The sequence below is a fragment of the Pseudomonas sp. NY15374 genome (assembly GCF_048068255.1).
In the GTDB taxonomy this organism is placed as follows: Bacteria; Pseudomonadota; Gammaproteobacteria; order Pseudomonadales; family Pseudomonadaceae; genus Aquipseudomonas; species Aquipseudomonas machongensis.
On the sequence record NZ_JBLUPZ010000003.1, the window covers coordinates 222,235 to 238,187 of the forward strand.

Annotated in this window: 15 protein-coding genes; 6 read left to right on the top strand and 9 right to left on the bottom strand. The window is 63.6% G+C overall.

Annotated elements, in window-relative coordinates:
• Nucleotides 1-120 precede the first annotated feature (120 nt).
• Together gshA and ACNFHO_RS08935 are read left to right on the top strand one after the other, a co-directional pair.
• Nucleotides 121-1,698: a glutamate--cysteine ligase gene (gene gshA / locus ACNFHO_RS08930; protein WP_162714340.1), complete on the top strand. Its 1,578-nt coding sequence runs from the start codon at nt 121-123 to the stop codon at nt 1,696-1,698.
• Nucleotides 1,698-2,330 (top strand): TetR/AcrR family transcriptional regulator, encoded by a 633-nt coding sequence (locus tag ACNFHO_RS08935; RefSeq protein ID WP_063542214.1) that lies wholly within the window; start codon nt 1,698-1,700, stop codon nt 2,328-2,330. The genes gshA and ACNFHO_RS08935 overlap by 1 nt, the downstream gene beginning before the upstream one ends.
• Before the next feature lie 90 nt (nt 2,331-2,420).
• Here the strand turns inward: ACNFHO_RS08935 and ACNFHO_RS08940 are convergent, their stop codons facing one another.
• The 8 genes from ACNFHO_RS08940 to ACNFHO_RS08975 all read right to left on the bottom strand — a co-directional run bounded on the left by ACNFHO_RS08940 (nt 2,421) and on the right by ACNFHO_RS08975 (nt 9,558).
• Nucleotides 2,421-2,636: a TOBE domain-containing protein gene (locus ACNFHO_RS08940; protein ID WP_003255829.1), complete on the bottom strand. Its 216-nt coding sequence runs from the start codon at nt 2,634-2,636 to the stop codon at nt 2,421-2,423.
• A gap of 30 nt (nt 2,637-2,666) precedes the next feature.
• Nucleotides 2,667-3,479 carry an aliphatic sulfonates ABC transporter ATP-binding protein gene (gene ssuB, locus ACNFHO_RS08945; RefSeq protein ID WP_063542212.1) on the bottom strand — a complete coding sequence of 271 codons (813 nt, stop codon included), beginning with the start codon at nt 3,477-3,479 and terminating at the stop codon, nt 2,667-2,669.
• Nucleotides 3,476-4,273, bottom strand: a complete 798-nt coding sequence (gene ssuC / locus ACNFHO_RS08950; protein WP_414154622.1) for an aliphatic sulfonate ABC transporter permease SsuC — start codon at nt 4,271-4,273, stop codon at nt 3,476-3,478. The genes ssuB and ssuC overlap by 4 nt, the downstream gene beginning before the upstream one ends.
• Nucleotides 4,274-4,283: 10 nt before the next feature.
• Nucleotides 4,284-5,432: an FMNH2-dependent alkanesulfonate monooxygenase gene (gene ssuD / locus ACNFHO_RS08955; protein WP_112897126.1), complete on the bottom strand. Its 1,149-nt coding sequence runs from the start codon at nt 5,430-5,432 to the stop codon at nt 4,284-4,286.
• Nucleotides 5,433-5,492: 60 nt separating this feature from the next.
• Nucleotides 5,493-6,458: a sulfonate ABC transporter substrate-binding protein gene (locus tag ACNFHO_RS08960; RefSeq protein ID WP_414154621.1), complete on the bottom strand. Its 966-nt coding sequence runs from the start codon at nt 6,456-6,458 to the stop codon at nt 5,493-5,495.
• Between the two features lie 95 nt (nt 6,459-6,553).
• Nucleotides 6,554-7,147, bottom strand: coding sequence for an NADPH-dependent FMN reductase (gene ssuE / locus ACNFHO_RS08965; protein ID WP_054891664.1), 594 nt, complete (start codon nt 7,145-7,147; stop codon nt 6,554-6,556).
• A 254-nt stretch (nt 7,148-7,401) separates the two neighbouring features.
• Nucleotides 7,402-8,040 carry a peroxiredoxin gene (locus tag ACNFHO_RS08970; RefSeq protein ID WP_054891663.1) on the bottom strand — a complete coding sequence of 213 codons (639 nt, stop codon included), beginning with the start codon at nt 8,038-8,040 and terminating at the stop codon, nt 7,402-7,404.
• A 165-nt stretch (nt 8,041-8,205) separates the two neighbouring features.
• On the bottom strand, nt 8,206-9,558 hold the full coding sequence (locus ACNFHO_RS08975) for an OprD family porin (RefSeq protein WP_054891662.1): 1,353 nt from the start codon (nt 9,556-9,558) through the stop codon (nt 8,206-8,208).
• A gap of 484 nt (nt 9,559-10,042) precedes the next feature.
• Between ACNFHO_RS08975 and tauA the strand changes: the two genes are divergently transcribed.
• The 4 genes from tauA to tauD all read left to right on the top strand — a co-directional run bounded on the left by tauA (nt 10,043) and on the right by tauD (nt 13,656).
• Entirely contained in the window at nt 10,043-11,014 is a 972-nt protein-coding gene (tauA, locus tag ACNFHO_RS08980; RefSeq protein ID WP_063542208.1) for a taurine ABC transporter substrate-binding protein, read from the top strand.
• A 58-nt stretch (nt 11,015-11,072) separates the two neighbouring features.
• Nucleotides 11,073-11,864: a taurine ABC transporter ATP-binding subunit gene (gene tauB / locus ACNFHO_RS08985; RefSeq protein ID WP_414154619.1), complete on the top strand. Its 792-nt coding sequence runs from the start codon at nt 11,073-11,075 to the stop codon at nt 11,862-11,864.
• Nucleotides 11,861-12,700: a taurine ABC transporter permease TauC gene (gene tauC / locus ACNFHO_RS08990; RefSeq protein WP_063542206.1), complete on the top strand. Its 840-nt coding sequence runs from the start codon at nt 11,861-11,863 to the stop codon at nt 12,698-12,700. The genes tauB and tauC overlap by 4 nt, the downstream gene beginning before the upstream one ends.
• A 122-nt stretch (nt 12,701-12,822) precedes the next feature.
• Entirely contained in the window at nt 12,823-13,656 is an 834-nt protein-coding gene (gene tauD / locus ACNFHO_RS08995; RefSeq protein WP_416766011.1) for a taurine dioxygenase, read from the top strand.
• Between the two features lie 69 nt (nt 13,657-13,725).
• Here the strand turns inward: tauD and betT are convergent, their stop codons facing one another.
• Nucleotides 13,726-15,687, bottom strand: a complete 1,962-nt coding sequence (betT, locus tag ACNFHO_RS09000) for a choline transporter BetT (RefSeq protein WP_172964839.1) — start codon at nt 15,685-15,687, stop codon at nt 13,726-13,728.
• Between the last annotated feature and the right edge of the window lie 266 nt (nt 15,688-15,953).

Consider the following 15,953-nt stretch of genomic DNA (forward strand, 5'->3'; position numbering starts at 1 on the left):
TGCGCTACCAGCACCGGAACCGCGTAAACCAGGCGACAACGCCAGTTCCTTTGTCCCTACCCTTGTAGACCGTCATTTCTACCCCCATATTGGGGCGACTGACGCGTGAAGGAATCCATCTTGAGCGACCTCCTCAATCGCCGCCTGAGCTTGCTCGGCGCCAATCTCTCCCTGCTCAAGCAGTGCCTGCACGGCATTGAGCGCGAATGCCTGCGAGTGACCGACGAAGGTCGGCTGGCCCAGACCCCACACCCCGAAGCCCTGGGTTCGGCACTGACCAACGAGCAGATCACCACCGATTACTCCGAATCGCTGCTGGAGTTCATCACCCCGGCCCTGCCTGATCCGGCCAAGGTGCTCGAGAACCTCGAGGAGATCCACCGCTTCGTCTACACCAAGCTCGGCGACGAATACCTGTGGAGCCCGTCGATGCCGTGCGCGCTGCCCGCCGAGGAAGACATTCCGATCGCCGAGTACGGCAGCTCCAACATCGGCAAGCTCAAGCACGTGTACCGCAAGGGCCTGGCCCTGCGCTACGGCCGCACCATGCAGTGCATCGCCGGCATCCACTACAACTTCTCGTTGCCCGAGGCCCTCTGGCCCTTGCTGCGTGAAGCCGAAGGCAGCGAACAGGACGACCGTGACTATCAGTCGTCGGCCTACATCGCGCTGATCCGCAACTTCCGCCGCTACAGCTGGCTGCTGATGTACCTGTTCGGCGCCTCGCCAGCGCTGGACAAAGGCTTCCTGCGCGGCCGCCCGCACCAGCTCGAAGAGCTGGACGCCGACACCCTCTACCTGCCCTACGCCACCAGCCTGCGCATGAGCGACCTGGGATACCAGAGCAACGCCCAGGCAGGCCTGACGCCCTGCTACAACAATCTGTCCAGCTACACCGACAGCCTGCGCAAGGCCGTTGGCACGCCTTACCCACCCTATGTCGAAGTGGGTACGCACAAGGACGGCGAATGGGTGCAGTTGAACACCAACATCCTGCAGATCGAGAACGAGTACTACTCGAACATTCGCCCCAAGCGCGTGACCTACACCGGCGAACGTCCGATCCAGGCCTTGATCTCGCGCGGCGTGCAGTATGTCGAGGTGCGCTGCCTGGACATCAACCCGTTCCTGCCGGTGGGCATCGACCTCACCGAGGCGCGCTTCCTCGACGCCTTCCTGCTGTTCTGCGCGCTTGATGAGAGCCCGTCGCTGGACAACGGCGAATGCGGCCAGTGCACCAGCAACTTCCTCACCGTAGTCAAGGAGGGGCGCCGCCCAGGCCTGGAGCTGCAGCGCGATGGCCAGCCGGTCACCCTGCGCGAATGGGCCAGCGAGCTGATCGCCCGCATCGGCCAGCTGGCCGGACTGCTTGACCAGGCGCAAGGTGGCGACGACCACGCCAAGGCCCTGGAGGCGCAGCAAGCCAAGGTCGACGACCCTGAGCTGACACCTTCTGCACAGGTCCTGGCGCGCATGACCGAGCACGACGAAAGCTTCGTCGCATTCTCGCTGCGCCAGAGCAAGCTGCACGCCGAAACCTTCCGCGAGCAAGCGCTGCCTGGCGAGCGCCAGCAAGCCTTCGAAACCCTCGCCCGCGACTCTCTGGCCGAACAGTCGCGCCTGGAGCAGCAGGAAGTCGGCGACTTCGACCTGTTCGTCGGTGCCTACCAGGCCAGCATCCTGGCGATCAGCAACTGATGAGCCGCACGCCCTCGCCGCGCAAGCCACGCGCCAGTAGCCAGGCCAGGATCGAAGCGATCCTGGCGGCCGCTCGCGAGCTGCTGGCAGGCGAAGGTGTGGCAGGGCTGTCGATCTACAGCGTGGCCGAACGGGCGCAGATCCCTCCGTCCTCGGTCTATCACTTCTTCGCCAGCGTTCCGGCGTTGCTCGAAGCTCTGACCGCAGATGTGCACCGCGCTTTTCGCGAGGCGCTGAGCGCGCCGATCGACGCCCACGCCTTCAGCACCTGGCAGGGCTTGTCACGTCTGGTCGAGCAGCGCACGCTGGAGATCTACCGCCAGGACACCGCCGCCCGGCAGTTGATCCTTGCCCAGCATGGGCTGAGTGAAGTGGCGCAAGCCGACCGCCAGCACGACCTGGAGCTCGGCAAGCTGATGCACAGCTTGTTCGACCGGCATTTCCAGTTACCCAGCATGCCCACCGACGTGGATGTGTTTGCCCTGGCGATGGAACTGAGCGACCGGGTCTATGCCCGGTCGATGCAGTTGCACGAACAGATCACGCCGCGCATGGCGGAGGAAGGGATGCGGGTCTTCGAAGCGTATCTGGGGCTTTACCTGCCGCCTTTCCTGGCCAGACGCTCAAACTGAAACCTTCGCGGGCAAGCCCGCTCCTACGGGGAACCGTGGGAGCGGGCTTGCCCGCGAAGGCCTTCACAAGGGCCTGGGAGTCGAACGCCATCACAGCTTGGCGATAGACACCTCGGTCGATTTCACGAAGGCAATCACTTCACTGCCAACCTGCAGTTCCAGCTCGCGCACGGAACGGGTGGTGATCACCGAAGTGACGATGCCGGAGGCGGTCTGCACGTCGATTTCCGACAATACCGGGCCTTCGAGGATTTCTTTGACGGTGCCTTTGAACTGGTTGCGGACGTTGATCGCTTTGATGGTCATGGCTTGATTCCTTTGGTTGGCTTCGCAGATTCAGTGGGCCCAACGCAGTTGCGTGGGCAAAGGGGCTACAGGCTCCGGCTCGGGCGGGGTGCCAGGGACGGACAGGACACGGTTGAGCACTTCGCTTTCCAGCGCAGCCAGGCGGTGCGAACCACGCGCCCGCGGCCTTGCCAGGTCGACGGTAAGGTCCAGGCCGACCTCGCCGTCCTCGATCAGGATCACCCGGTCGGCCACGGCGACGGCTTCGTTGACGTCGTGGGTGACCAGCAGAACGGTGAAGCCGTGTTCGCGCCACAGGCGCTCGATCAGTTGCTGCATTTCGATCCGGGTCAGGGCATCCAGTGCCCCCAGCGGCTCGTCGAGCAGCAGCAGGCGCGGTTGGTGGATCAGCGCTCGGGCCAGGGCGACGCGCTGCTTTTGTCCGCCGGACAGCGCAGCAGGCCATTCGTTGGCTCGATCGGCCAGGCCGACCTCCTCCAGCGCTTGCACCGCGCGCGGCCGCCAGTCACCGGACAAGCCCAGGCCGACGTTGTCGATCACCTTCTTCCAGGGCAGCAGACGGGCGTCCTGGAACATCAGGCGGGTTTCCTCGCGCGCATCGGCCAGCGGCGCAGCACCGGCGAGCAAATCACCGGCACTGGGTTGGTCCAGACCGGCCAGCAAGCGCAGCAAGGTGCTCTTGCCGCAGCCGGAGCGGCCGACGATGGCAACGAACTGACCGGCCGGGATGTGCAGGTCGATACCGCGCAGCACTTCACGCTTGCCGAACGTCTTGCGCAGGCCGTTGGCGGCCAGCGGGATGCCACGCAGCAGGCGCGGCGGTTGTTCCTTGAGCACGGTCATGCGCCCTCCTTCTTCGCCACCTGGTAGGCGGGGTGCCAGCGCAGCCAGACACGCTCCAGACCACGGGCGGCGAGGTCGGCGAGCTTGCCGAGCACGGCGTACATGACGATGGCCAGGACCACCACGTCGGTTTGCAGGAATTCACGGGCGTTCATCGCCAGGTAACCGATGCCGGCATTGGCCGAGATGGTCTCGGCAACGATCAGGGTCAGCCACATGAAGCCCAGGGCGAAGCGCACACCGACCAGGATCGACGGCAACGCACCGGGCAGGATCACCTGGCGGAACAGCGAGAAACCGGACAGACCATAGCTGCGCGCCATTTCCACCAGGGCCGGGTCTACATTACGGATGCCGTGGTAGGTGTTCAGGTAGATCGGGAACAGCGTGCCCAGCGCGACCAGGAAGATCTTCGCCGACTCGTCGATGCCGAACCACAGGATCACCAGCGGGATCAGCGCCAGGTGCGGCACGTTGCGGACCATCTGTACCGAGCTGTCGAGCAGGCGTTCGCCCCAGTTCGAAAGGCCGGTGATGAACCCCAGCAACAGGCCGATGCTGCCGCCAATCAGAAAGCCCACACCGGCGCGCCAGCCGCTGATCGCCAGGTGCGTCCAGATCTCGCCGCTGCGCACCAGCTCGACACCGGCGCTGACCACCGCGCTCGGTGCCGGCAGGATGCGCGTGGACAACCATCCAGCGCTGACCGCCAGCTGCCACACCGCCAGCAGCAACACGGGCAAGGCCCATGGCGCCAGGCGCTGTGTCAGGGTGGAAGAAGTTGCACGACTCATGGCCTGACCCTCAGCTCTGCGACACGGACTTGGGCAGGATGTCGTTGGCGACCATTTCACCGAACGGGCTCACGTAGCCCCCGGTCTTGGCCTGCTCCGGGCGCTGCACGTCCAGGTGCGGGAACAGCAGCTCGGCGACGCGATAGGACTCTTCCAGGTGCGGATAACCGGAGAAGATGAAGGTATCGATGCCCAGGTCGGCGTATTCCTTGACGCGTGCCGCGACCGTCGGGCCATCGCCCACCAGTGCGGTACCGGCGCCGCCTCGCACCAGGCCGACGCCCGCCCACAGGTTGGGGCTGACTTCGAGCTTGTCGCGGTTGCCGTTGTGCAGGGCTGCCATGCGTTGCTGGCCAACCGAATCGAAGCGCGCCAGCGAGGCCTGGGCGCGGGCAATGGTGTCGTCGTCCAGGTGCGAAATCAGGCGATCGGCGGCGGCCCAGGCTTCTTCGTTGGTTTCCCGCACGATCACGTGCAGGCGGATACCGAAGCGCACCTCGCGGCCTTGCGCAGCGGCTTTCTCACGCACTGCGGCAATTTTCTCCGCTACGGCAGCCGGTGGCTCACCCCAGGTCAGGTACAGCTCGACCTGCTCGGCGGCCAGATCCTGTGCGGCCTCGGACGAACCGCCGAAATACAGCGGCGGACGCGGCTGCTGGATCGGCGGATAGAGCAGCTTGGCGCCCTTCACCTGGATGTGCTTGCCGTCATAGTCGACCACTTCGCCTTCCAGCACCTTGCGCCAGATGCGGGTGAACTCGACCGAGGCTTCGTAGCGCTCCTGGTGGTTCAGGTGCAGACCATCACCGGCCAGCTCGTCCGGATCGCCACCGGTCACCAGGTTGAACAGCGCACGGCCGTTGGACAGGCGATCCAGGGTCGCTGCCTGGCGAGCGGCCACGGTCGGCGAAATGATGCCCGGGCGCAGCGCAACCAGGAACTTCAGGTTCTGGGTCACCGGAATCAGTGATGCCGCAACCAGCCAGGAATCCTCGCAGGAGCGACCGGTAGGGATCAGCACGCCACCGAAACCCAGGCGATCGGCCGCCTGGGCGACCTGGGTCAGGTAGCCGTGATCGACGGCGCGTGCGCCTTCGGTGGTACCCAGGTACTTGCCGTCACCGTGGGTGGGGAGGAACCAGAAAATGTTAAGGCTCATTGGAGTTGTCTCCTCAAGGGTGGCTCAAGCCGCAGCGATGCTGCGGCGCAGGCGAATCGTTCAAGGTGCGCTGGCGACCTTGGCCGGTGGGGTCCAGATCACGTCCTTGATGCTCAAGGGCTTGGGAATCAGCTTCAGAGCCTGGAAGGTGTCGGCGATCTTCTGTTGCGCGGCGATCACTTCGGGCGTCAGCGGCGCAGCGCCGTAGCCCTGGCGCTTGACCGAGGTCAGGGTGATGTCGGCCGGCAGGCCGAGCAGCGGCGCGACCTGGTCGGTCACTTGCTGCGGGTTGGCCTGGGACCACTCACCCACGGCGCGCACCTCGTCGATCAGGGCGCTGATCACCGCCGGGTGCTGGGTCGCGTAGCTGCGGGTGGCCAGGTAGAACTGGTGGTTGTCGACCAGGTCTTTGCCATCACGCAGGGTACGGGCCTGCAACTGCTGTTCGGCGGCAGCCTGGTACGGGTCCCAGATCACCCAGGCATCGACGCTGCCACGCTCGAAGGCGGCGCGGGCATCGGCAGGCGGCAGGTACACGGGCTGGATGTCGCTGTATTTCAGGCCGGCGTCCTCAAGGGCGCGGACCAGCAGGTAGTGCACGTTGGAGCCTTTGTTCAGCGCGACTTTCTTGCCTTTGAGCTCCTTCACCGACTGGATCGTCGAGCCCTTGGGCACGAGGATCGCCTCGCTGTGCGGCGCAGGCGGCTCATAGGCCACGTAGAGCAGGTCGGCACCGGCGGCCTGGGCGAAGACCGGTGGCGTTTCGCCGGTGACACCGAAATCGATCGAGCCGACGTTCAGCCCTTCGAGGAGCTGCGGGCCACCGGGGAACTCGGTCCACTGCACGTCGATGCCCTGTTCCTTCAGGCGCTTTTCCAGCGAGCCCTTGGCCTTGAGCAGCACCAGGGTGCCGTATTTCTGGTAACCGATGCGCAGGCTCTCGGCCTGGGCTTGGGTGATGGCGCCGAAGGACACAGCCGCCGCAAACAGGGCGACCAGACCACGACGCAAGAAGACTGTGCGCATGGCGCTCTCCTGTGCGAATGAGGTTCGGGTTGCACCTGCTTGCCTCGTTGTCGGGCGAGTAAGGTGGAAAAACGGTGACGCATTTGCGGGGTCGTTCAGATGCTCCAGCGAGCACTGATCAGGCGTTCGTTGAGTACACCTGGAGCGACCGGCTTGGGCCGACGCGCCAGGGCACTGTGGAAGGTTTCCAGCGAGTCCAGCAGGCGGGCCTCCAGGGCCTCGGCCAACTGTGCCGGGCGATTGCCTTCGGCGTAAGCGACCTGGCTGTCGTCGGCGAAGATCCCTTGAAGGGTCTCCTGCGCCTTGAGTGCCGACAGCACAGGCTTCAATGCGTAATCCACCGCCAGCATGTGGGCGATGCTGCCGCCGGTCGCGATCGGCAGGACCACCTTGTGTTCCAGCGCGCGCTCGGGCAGCAGGTCGAGCAACGTCTTCAGGGCACCGGCGAACGATGCCTTGTATACCGGGGTCGACACCACCAGCCCATCAGCCTGGGCTACCAGTTGCTGGAAGTGCTGCACCTGCGGGCTGTCGAAACGTGCGTGGAGCAGGTCCTCTGCCGGAAACTCGCGCACCTGGAAGGTCACCACCTCCACACCACGATCTTGCAACCACTGGCGCGAACGCTCGAGCAGCACGCCGGAGCGTGAACGGGTACTGGGGCTACCACCTATCGAAACAACCAGCATTGCAGCGCTTCCTTCAATTCGGTTCCGGGGTGTGGCCCCTGTGAATGACTCCGACATTAGCAGCTCGCCACATATATCTAGAAATCATATTTTTTCATTTGTTTATGCGTTATGGAGATATAGCTTTTCACCCTGAAGCGCGCCCTCTCATTCGCTTCACGGGGCAAGCCTGCCTGCACGAAGAGCAGGCATAAAAAAGGGCCGTCGAAACGGCCCGAAATCCCTGCTATGGCTAAGAGCAATGCAACGAGGATTCAACGATTGGGTTGCGGGGTGAGGCGCAGATAGGGTTTGACTGCCCGATAACCTTTCGGGAAGCGCTGCTTGATCTCGTCCTCATCCTTCAGCGAAGGCACGATCACTACCTCGTCGCCGTCCTGCCAGTTACCCGGGGTGGCGACCTTGTAGTTGTCGGTCAGCTGCAACGAATCGATCACCCGCAGGATCTCGTTGAAGTTGCGCCCGGTGCTGGCTGGATAGGTGATGGTCAGGCGTACCTTCTTGTTCGGGTCGATCACGAACAGCGAGCGTACGGTAAGCGTGTCGTTGGCGTTGGGGTGGATCAGGTCGTACAGGTCGGACACCTTGCGATCGGCATCGGCGATGATCGGGAAGTTGACCACGGTGTTCTGGGTCTCGTTGATGTCATCGATCCACTTGTGGTGCGAGTCGACCGGATCCACCGACAGTGCGATAGCCTTGACGCCGCGCTTGGCGAACTCATCCTTGAGCTTGGCGGTCAGGCCCAGTTCGGTGGTGCACACCGGGGTGAAGTCGGCCGGGTGGGAGAACAGCACGCCCCAGCTGTTGCCCAGCCACTCATGGAAACGGATCTTGCCGGCGCTGGAATCCTGTTCGAAGTCGGGGGCGATGTCGCCGAGTTTGAGGCTCATGGAAGCGGCTCCTGTGCTGTGTCTGGCCTTGTGGGATTCAATGTGCCTGCTTCCGATTAAAAACAAAAAGAATAAATACTGATTTATTTATAACCGGAAAGAATACGGATTCGCAGGCACAAAAAAGCCTCGCACCCGGCGAGGCTCTTTCGTTGCAGCTACGACTTACATGAAGTTGTAAGTGTAGTTGAAGATCAGACGAGTCTGATCGGCATCGTTGATGCTCTCGCCGCCGCCACGGTAGGTGCCGTGACGCAGGCTGACGCCCAGGCCCTTGAGAGTGCCTTCCTGCAGTACGTAGTCGATACGCGCGTCGCGTTCCCACTCGCTGTAGGTGCCGCTGGTGCGGGCGTTCTTGATGTCATCACCGCGCAGATAGGCCACGGATGCCTTCAGGCCCGGTACGCCCAGACGTGCGAAGTCATAGGAGTACTGACCGAAAGTGGTGTTCTCGCCAGCACGGGCGAACTGGTTGATCATGCTGTCGGTGAACAGGTAGAAGCTCGAGCCACCGTTGCCTTCCAGCGGCGAGGTGCTGCCGTCCTTGCGCACGTTACCCTGGTTCAGCCAGACGAAACCGCCGTCGTCGCCAACCTGTTGGTGACCCAGCATGATTGCATGGCCGCCGATGGTGTAGGTGAACATCGCGGACCAGGTCTTGTTGTCGACCTCGCCTGCGTTCTTGGCGTAGCCACCGTTGTTGTTGAAGGTGTAGCCGGCTTCGCCGTTCTTGCCGTCGCTGCTGCTCTTGAACCAGCGCAGGTCGGTCTTGAACGACTGATCGTTGGCGATCTGGTAGACGTGGGTCAGACCCAGGAAGTGCTGCTTGTAGAAGTCTTCCAGGTTCGAGTAGTAGTACTGCAGGGTCAGGTCTTTGGTGACCTTCCAGTCGCCGCCGGCGAACTGGAACTTGTTGCTGTCGCGGTAAGCGCCGCCAACGGACAGGCCGGTGCGGTTGCTCGAGGCACGACCCATGGCGTGGGTCAGCTGACCCGCGTTGAGGGTAACGTTGTCGATTTCCTTCGACTGGACGGTACCGCCCTCGAAGGTTTGCGGCAGCAGACGACCGTCGTTGGAGACCAGGATCGGCAGGTTTGGCGCCAGGGCGCTGCCGTAGTGGACTTCGGTCTTGGAGAAGCGAGCCTTGGCGTTACCACCGATGCGAGCCCACTGGCTCACGGCAGAGCCGTCGCTGTCGCTTGGGAAGAAGGTGTTGTTATCCGGGTGACGGCCACGGCCGCCATCGAGGTGGATACCCCAGAGAGCTTGAACGTCGACACCGAAACCAACGGTGCCTTGGGTGAAGCCGGACAGGTAGTCGAGCTTGAAACCTTGGGCGGTTTCGCGCTGGTCACCGTTACGACCCTGAGCGTTCGTGCGAACTTCATGGTCGTCGTTGTTGAAATACATGGTGCGCGAGCTGATGGATACCTTGCTGTCTTCGATGAAGCCAGCGGCGCCCGCTTGTTGGGCGAGAACCCCCAGTGCCACGGCCAGGGCCAGGCTAGACTTGTACATGCTTTGCTCCTCTACGTTCTAATTTTTGTACTCTCAAGGCGGAGGGATCTGCTGCCCCCCTCGCCACGGGTAAGCGATTTAGCACCAAAGTGTGACTGGTAAGTCAATCGTTACCAGAAATTTCACGACTTTGGTCTAATGCACCTGCGCTACAGGATAATGACAATCCTATAAATCCAAAATGACCGTTTTATGAAATCGTCAGATTTTTCCGGAATAACTACGGAACCTTAAGCGTCATTTGGTGTATGCACGTCCTTCGCTCATAGCTTCCGGTTATCTGCACCCCTTTGCCAGAGGGCGCTCCGTGAAAAGTTGTGAAAGCGTAGCCTTTCACAAAAATTTCACAACCCTTCCTCTGAAGGCGCCGATTTCTAAGCGTTTTGTCTCCTAAGCTAATTCTGAAAAGTTATTTATTTTGTAATTCTTAGATCATTTAGTCTTCACGTCATTCATCACCCGATGCCTGACGAGAGGTTCGATCATGATCCCCCACGCCCCCCTGCGCCTGTTCGCCGCGCTGACCCTGGCCAGCGCCAGCTGGTTCGCCCAGGCCGCCGACCTGACCGTGGCCTACCAGACCACCGTGGACCCGGCCAAGGTGGCCCAGGCCGATGGCAGCTACGAAAAAGCCAGCCACGCCAGCATCGACTGGCGCAAATTCGACAACGGTGCCGACATCATCGCCGCCGTCGCCTCCGGCGACGTGCAGATCGGCTACCTGGGCTCCAGCCCGCTGGCTGCCGCGACCACCCGCAAGGTGCCGGTGGAAACCTTCCTCATCGCCACCCAGATCGGTGCCGGTGAAGCGCTGGTCGCCCGCGACAGCATCAAGAGCCCACAGGACCTGATCGGCAAGAAAGTCGCCGTGCCCTTCGTCTCCACCGGGCATTACAGCCTGCTGGCGGCGCTCAAGAGCTGGAACATCGACCCGTCCAAGGTGCAGATCCTCAACCTCGCGCCACCGGCGATCATCGCCGCCTGGAAACGCGGCGACATCGACGCCACCTACGTCTGGGACCCAGCGCTGGGCGTGGCCAAGGAAAACGGCAAGGTGCTGATCACCTCTGGCGAACTGGCAAAGAAAGGCGCCCCGACTTTCGATGCCTGGATCGTGCGCAAGGACTTCGCCGAGAAGCACCCGGAGATCGTCAAGTCGTTCGCCAAGGTCACCCTTGACGCCTACGCCGACTACCGCAAGGACCCGAAAGCCTGGTTGGCCAATCCAGACAACGTGAACAAGCTCGCCAAGCTGTCCGGCGCCAAGACCGGCGATATCCCGGGCCTGCTGGAGGGCAACGTCTACCCGCTGGCCGCCGACCAGACCGCGGCACTGGGCGCGCCCACCACCCAGGCACTGACCGACACCGCGACGTTCCTCAAGGAGCAGGGCAAGGTCGAGGCAGTGCTGCCGGATTACTCGCCGTACGTAACGGCCAAGTTCCTGCCCAACTGAAGCACCCGCCCAACCGATCGAACCCAGGGGCGCCCTGCGCCCCGAACCGGAGCCCATCATGGCCTTGCTCGAGCTGGAGCGCATCAGCGCACAGTACCCCGGCGCCACCACCCCGGTGCTGGATGACATCAACCTGACGCTGGGGCCACGCCAACTGCTGGTCGCCCTCGGGCCCTCCGGCAGCGGCAAGACCTCGCTGCTCAATCTCATCGCCGGCTTCGTCGCCCCCAGCGGCGGGCGCATCACCCTTGACGGTGCGCCCGTGCAAGGCCCAGGCGCCGACCGCGGCGTGGTGTTCCAGGATGACGCCCTCCTGCCCTGGCAGGACGTGCTCGGCAATGTCGCTTTCGGCCTGGAGCTGGCCGGCGTACCTCGCTCACAGCGTGAAGCCAAGGCGCGTGAGATGCTGGCACTGGTCGATCTGGCCGGGTTCGGCGACCGGCGCATCTGGCAGCTTTCAGGCGGACAGAAGCAACGCGTGGGCCTGGCCCGCGCCCTGGCTGCCGACCCACGCGTACTGTTGATGGACGAACCCTTCGGCGCCCTCGATGCCTTCACCCGCGAGCAGATGCAAGAGTTGCTGCTGCAGGTCTGGCAGCGCACCGCAAAGCCGGTGTTCCTGATCACCCACGACATCGAGGAAGCCGTGTTCCTGGCCAGCGAACTGGTGTTGCTGGCACCGAATCCGGGGCGCGTGGTCGAGCGCCTGCAACTGGACTTCGGCCAGCGCTATGCCGCGGGCGAACCGGCGCGGGCGATCAAGTCCGATCCACGTTTCATCGAAACCCGCGAGCATGTGCTGTCGCGAGTCTTTTCCCAACGTGCCGCCCGCCGCGAGGAGTCCGCATGAGCAGCCTGGACCTGCCGGTCGCCGGCAAAACCGACACCCGCACCGCGTCGGCGATCAAGGCCCGCCGCCCGCTGCCGACCCGCTGGATCAGCGCCCTGACCCTGGGCAGCCTGCTGCTGGCCTGGTGGCTGGTGACCGCTGCCGGCTGGGTCGAGCCACTGTTCCTGCCCGCCCCCGGCGACATCCTGGCCAAGGCCTGGGTGCTGCTGACCCAAGGCTATATGGACGCCAGCCTCTGGCAGCACCTGGGCGCGAGCCTGGGCCGTATCGGCGTGGCGTTGCTGGCGGCAACCCTGACCGCGATTCCAGTCGGCATCGCCATCGGCTACAACCGCGTGGCCCGCGGCATCCTCGATCCACTGATCGAGTTCTACCGGCCAATCCCACCGCTGGCCTACCTGCCGCTGATCGTGATCTGGTGCGGGATCGGCGAGTTGTCGAAGGTGCTGCTGATCTACCTGGCGATCTTCGCCCCGATCGCCATCGCCACCGCCACCGGCGTGCGCACCGTCGACCCGGCCAAGCTGCGCGCCGCGCAGTCGCTTGGAGCGAGCAAGGTACAACTGATTCGCCATGTGATCCTGCCCAGCGCCTTGCCCGACATCCTCACCGGCATTCGCATCGGCCTCGGGGTCGGCTGGTCGACCCTGGTCGCCGCCGAACTGATCGCCGCTACCAGCGGCCTGGGCTTCATGGTCCAGTCAGCCGCGCAGTTCCTGGTCACCGATGTGGTGGTGCTGGGCATCTTGCTGATCGCGCTGATCGCCTTTGCCCTGGAGATGGGCCTGCGTGCCCTGCAGCGCCGCCTCGTGCCTTGGCATGGACAAAGTCACTGACCTTTCCGGCCTCATCGCGGGCAAGCCCGCTCCTACAAGTTCACAGAGCTACCTGTAGGAGCGGGCTTGCCCCGCGATAAGGCCCGCAACGACACCGCCAACCGCCCCCATTCGAGACCGACATGAGCCTGACCATCACCCCCCTCAGCCCGGCCCTCGGCGCGCAGATCAGCGGCGTCGACCTGTCCCGCGACATCACCGATGCACAGCGCGACGCCATCGAGCAGGCGCTGCTCGAGCACCAGGTGCTGTTCTTCCGCGAACAATCGATCGACCCCGCCCAGCAGGCCCGCTTCGCTGCGCGCTTCGGCGACCTGCACATCCATCCGATCTACCCCAACGTGCCGGAAACCCCGCAGGTGCTGATTCTCGACACCGCCGTCACCGACGTGCGCGACAACGCGATCTGGCACACCGACGTTACCTTCCTGCCGACCCCGGCACTGGGCGCGGTGCTCAGCGCCAAGCAACTGCCCGCCTACGGCGGTGACACCTTGTGGGCCAGCGGCATCGCTGCGTTCGAAGCCTTGTCGGCGCCCCTGCGCACCCTGCTCGACGGCCTCACGGCCACCCACGACTTCACCAAGTCGTTCCCGCTCGAGCGCTTCGGCACCACTGCCCAGGACCTGGAGCGCTGGGAAACCACCCGCCGCAACAACCCACCGCTGTCGCACCCGGTGGTCCGCACCCATCCGGTGAGCGGACGCAAGTCGTTGTTCGTCAACGAAGGATTCACCACACGAATCAACGAGCTCGCCGACCACGAGAGCGAGGCGCTGCTCAAGCTGCTGTTCGCCCATGCCACACGACCGGAATTCAGCATTCGCTGGCGTTGGCAGGAGAATGACGTGGCGTTCTGGGACAACCGCGTGACCCAGCATTACGCGGTGGACGACTACCGGCCGCAGCGGCGGGTGATGCACCGGGCGACGATTCTCGGCGACGCACCGTTCTGAAAGCATTCGCGGGCAAGTCGGAGCGGCGGTTCGGTGCTCCGACTTGCCCGCGAATGGAAGCGCCGCGCGTTACCTGACCAGGTGCAGGAACTGCATGTGCCGCTCGTACTGATCGAGGATGTCGTTGATGATCTGCTCCTTGCTGTAGCCGACCAGATCATAGTTCTGGCTGCCTTCGGCCAGGTGCACCTCGGCGCGGTAGTAGCGGCGGTTCTTCAGCTCCTGCGTACCCAGCCCACCCAACGCGAACGACGGCGTGAAGTAGCCACGCATCTGCACCTGGTAGATGAACGGCTGCTCCTCGCCATGGCCGATCTTCAGGCTGACGTTGTCGTGGCTCGGGTCGTCCTGGGTGATCAGCGCCAGGCCCTTCTGCTCGAACACCTCGGTCACGTCGGCAATCGCCGGGCGCACCACGTCATCCATGAAGCGATACACCTCGTCGCGTGATGGGAAGTGCACGGCCTGGCTCAAGCGCTGGCGCCAGCCACCGCGTCCGCGGCGGGACTGGGCGAACGGTGCCAGCGAATGCATCTGCGCGATCTGCCGCTGGCTCTCCAGATAGAACGCCTTGTGCAAGCCCCACATCATGCACAGCAAGATCAGCGAGAATGGCAGTGACGTCAGCACCACCGCCGACTTCAGCGAATCAATGCTGCCAGCGAACAGCAAGCCGCTGGTGACCAGCGCAGTCATCGCGCCCCAGAAGATCCGCAGCCAGTTCGGCCCGTCCTCGTCGGCGTCGCCGCCTTTGGCAGAAAGCGTCGACAGCACCACGGTGCCGGAGTCGGCGGAGGTGACGAAGAACACGAAGCTGATGAACACGGTGACGGCAATCACCGTCTTGCTCCATGGATAGGTCTCCAGCAGCAGGTACAGGCTCATCGAGGGGTTGTCCAACGCCGACTGCCCCAGCGCGGTCATGCCGTGGTTGATCACCTGGTCCAGCGCACTGTTGCCGAAGATCGACATCCACGCGAGGGTGAAGCCCAGCGGGATCAGCAGCACGCCGAAGACGAATTCGCGAATGGTGCGGCCACGCGAGATGCGCGCGATGAACAGCCCGACGAAGGGCGCCCAGGCGATCCACCAGGCCCAGTAGAACACCGTCCAGCCACCCAGCCAGTCGCGATTCTCGCCATAGGCGTACACGTCGAAACTCTTGCGCGGCAGGGCGCCGAGGTAGTCGCCAAGGTTCTGGATCAGGGTGTTGAACAGGTGCTGCGTGGGGCCGGCGAAGAGCACGAACAACAGCAGCGCGCAGGCCAGGAACAGGTTGATGTCGCTCATCACCCGCACGCCCTTCTCCACCCCGGCAACTGCAACGGCCACCGCTGCCCCCATCATCAGGGCGATCAGCAGCACCTGCACCCACTGGCTGTGGTCGATGCCGAACAGGTAGTCGAGGCCGGCGTTGAGGTGCAGCACGCCAAAGCCCATGTCCGCACCCAGGCCGAACACCGTGGCGATGATGCCGAAGCCGTCCACTGCGTAGCCGATCGGCCCGTTGATGCGTTTGCCGATCAGCGGGTACAGCGCCGAGCGCAATGCCAATGGCAGGTTGTGGCGGTAGGCGAAATACGCCAGGGCCATGCCGACGAAGGCGAACACGCCCCAACCATGCAGGCCCCAGTGCAGGAACAGGATCTGCATCGCCTGGCGCCCGGCCTCGGCCGTGCCCGCCTCGCCCTGGGGCGGCTGGAGCATGTGGGTCAGGGGCTCGGAGACGCAGAAGAAGAACAACGTGATGCTGATGCCGGCAGCGAACAGCATGCCGGCCCAGGACAGGTAGCTGAACTCGGGCTCGTCATGGTCGGCGCCGAGCTTGATCTTGCCGTAGCCGGACACCGCAGTGACCACCACGAACACCAGGTACAGGGTCATGGCCAGCATGTAGTACCAGCCGACCGTGTTGGCCGCCCAGTTCTGTGCAGCCAGCAACCAGTCGCCCGCCGCTTGCGGGTTGGCGATGACCACCAGGCCGAAGATGAGGATGAAACTTGCCGCGAAGTAGAACACCGGGGGGTTCATGCGGATCTTGCCATTGGCAAGGGAAGGCGTCGGTGCACTCATTAAACGGGCACCTCTACAGCAGTGAAAAGGCTCGGATTGAACGGGTTCAGCAAAGGGAATCCTCCTGTTGAACACCGGCAGCGGACCAGCGTTTTAATTTGAACAAGCGTTCAAGTTAAACATGGATCGGACTTCAATGCGACCTGTGGTCGCTGGCGGGCGACCAGTTGACCTTTGCTCTTTGCCAGCAGTTCCGGCCCTATCGCGGGACAAGTCCGCTCCAC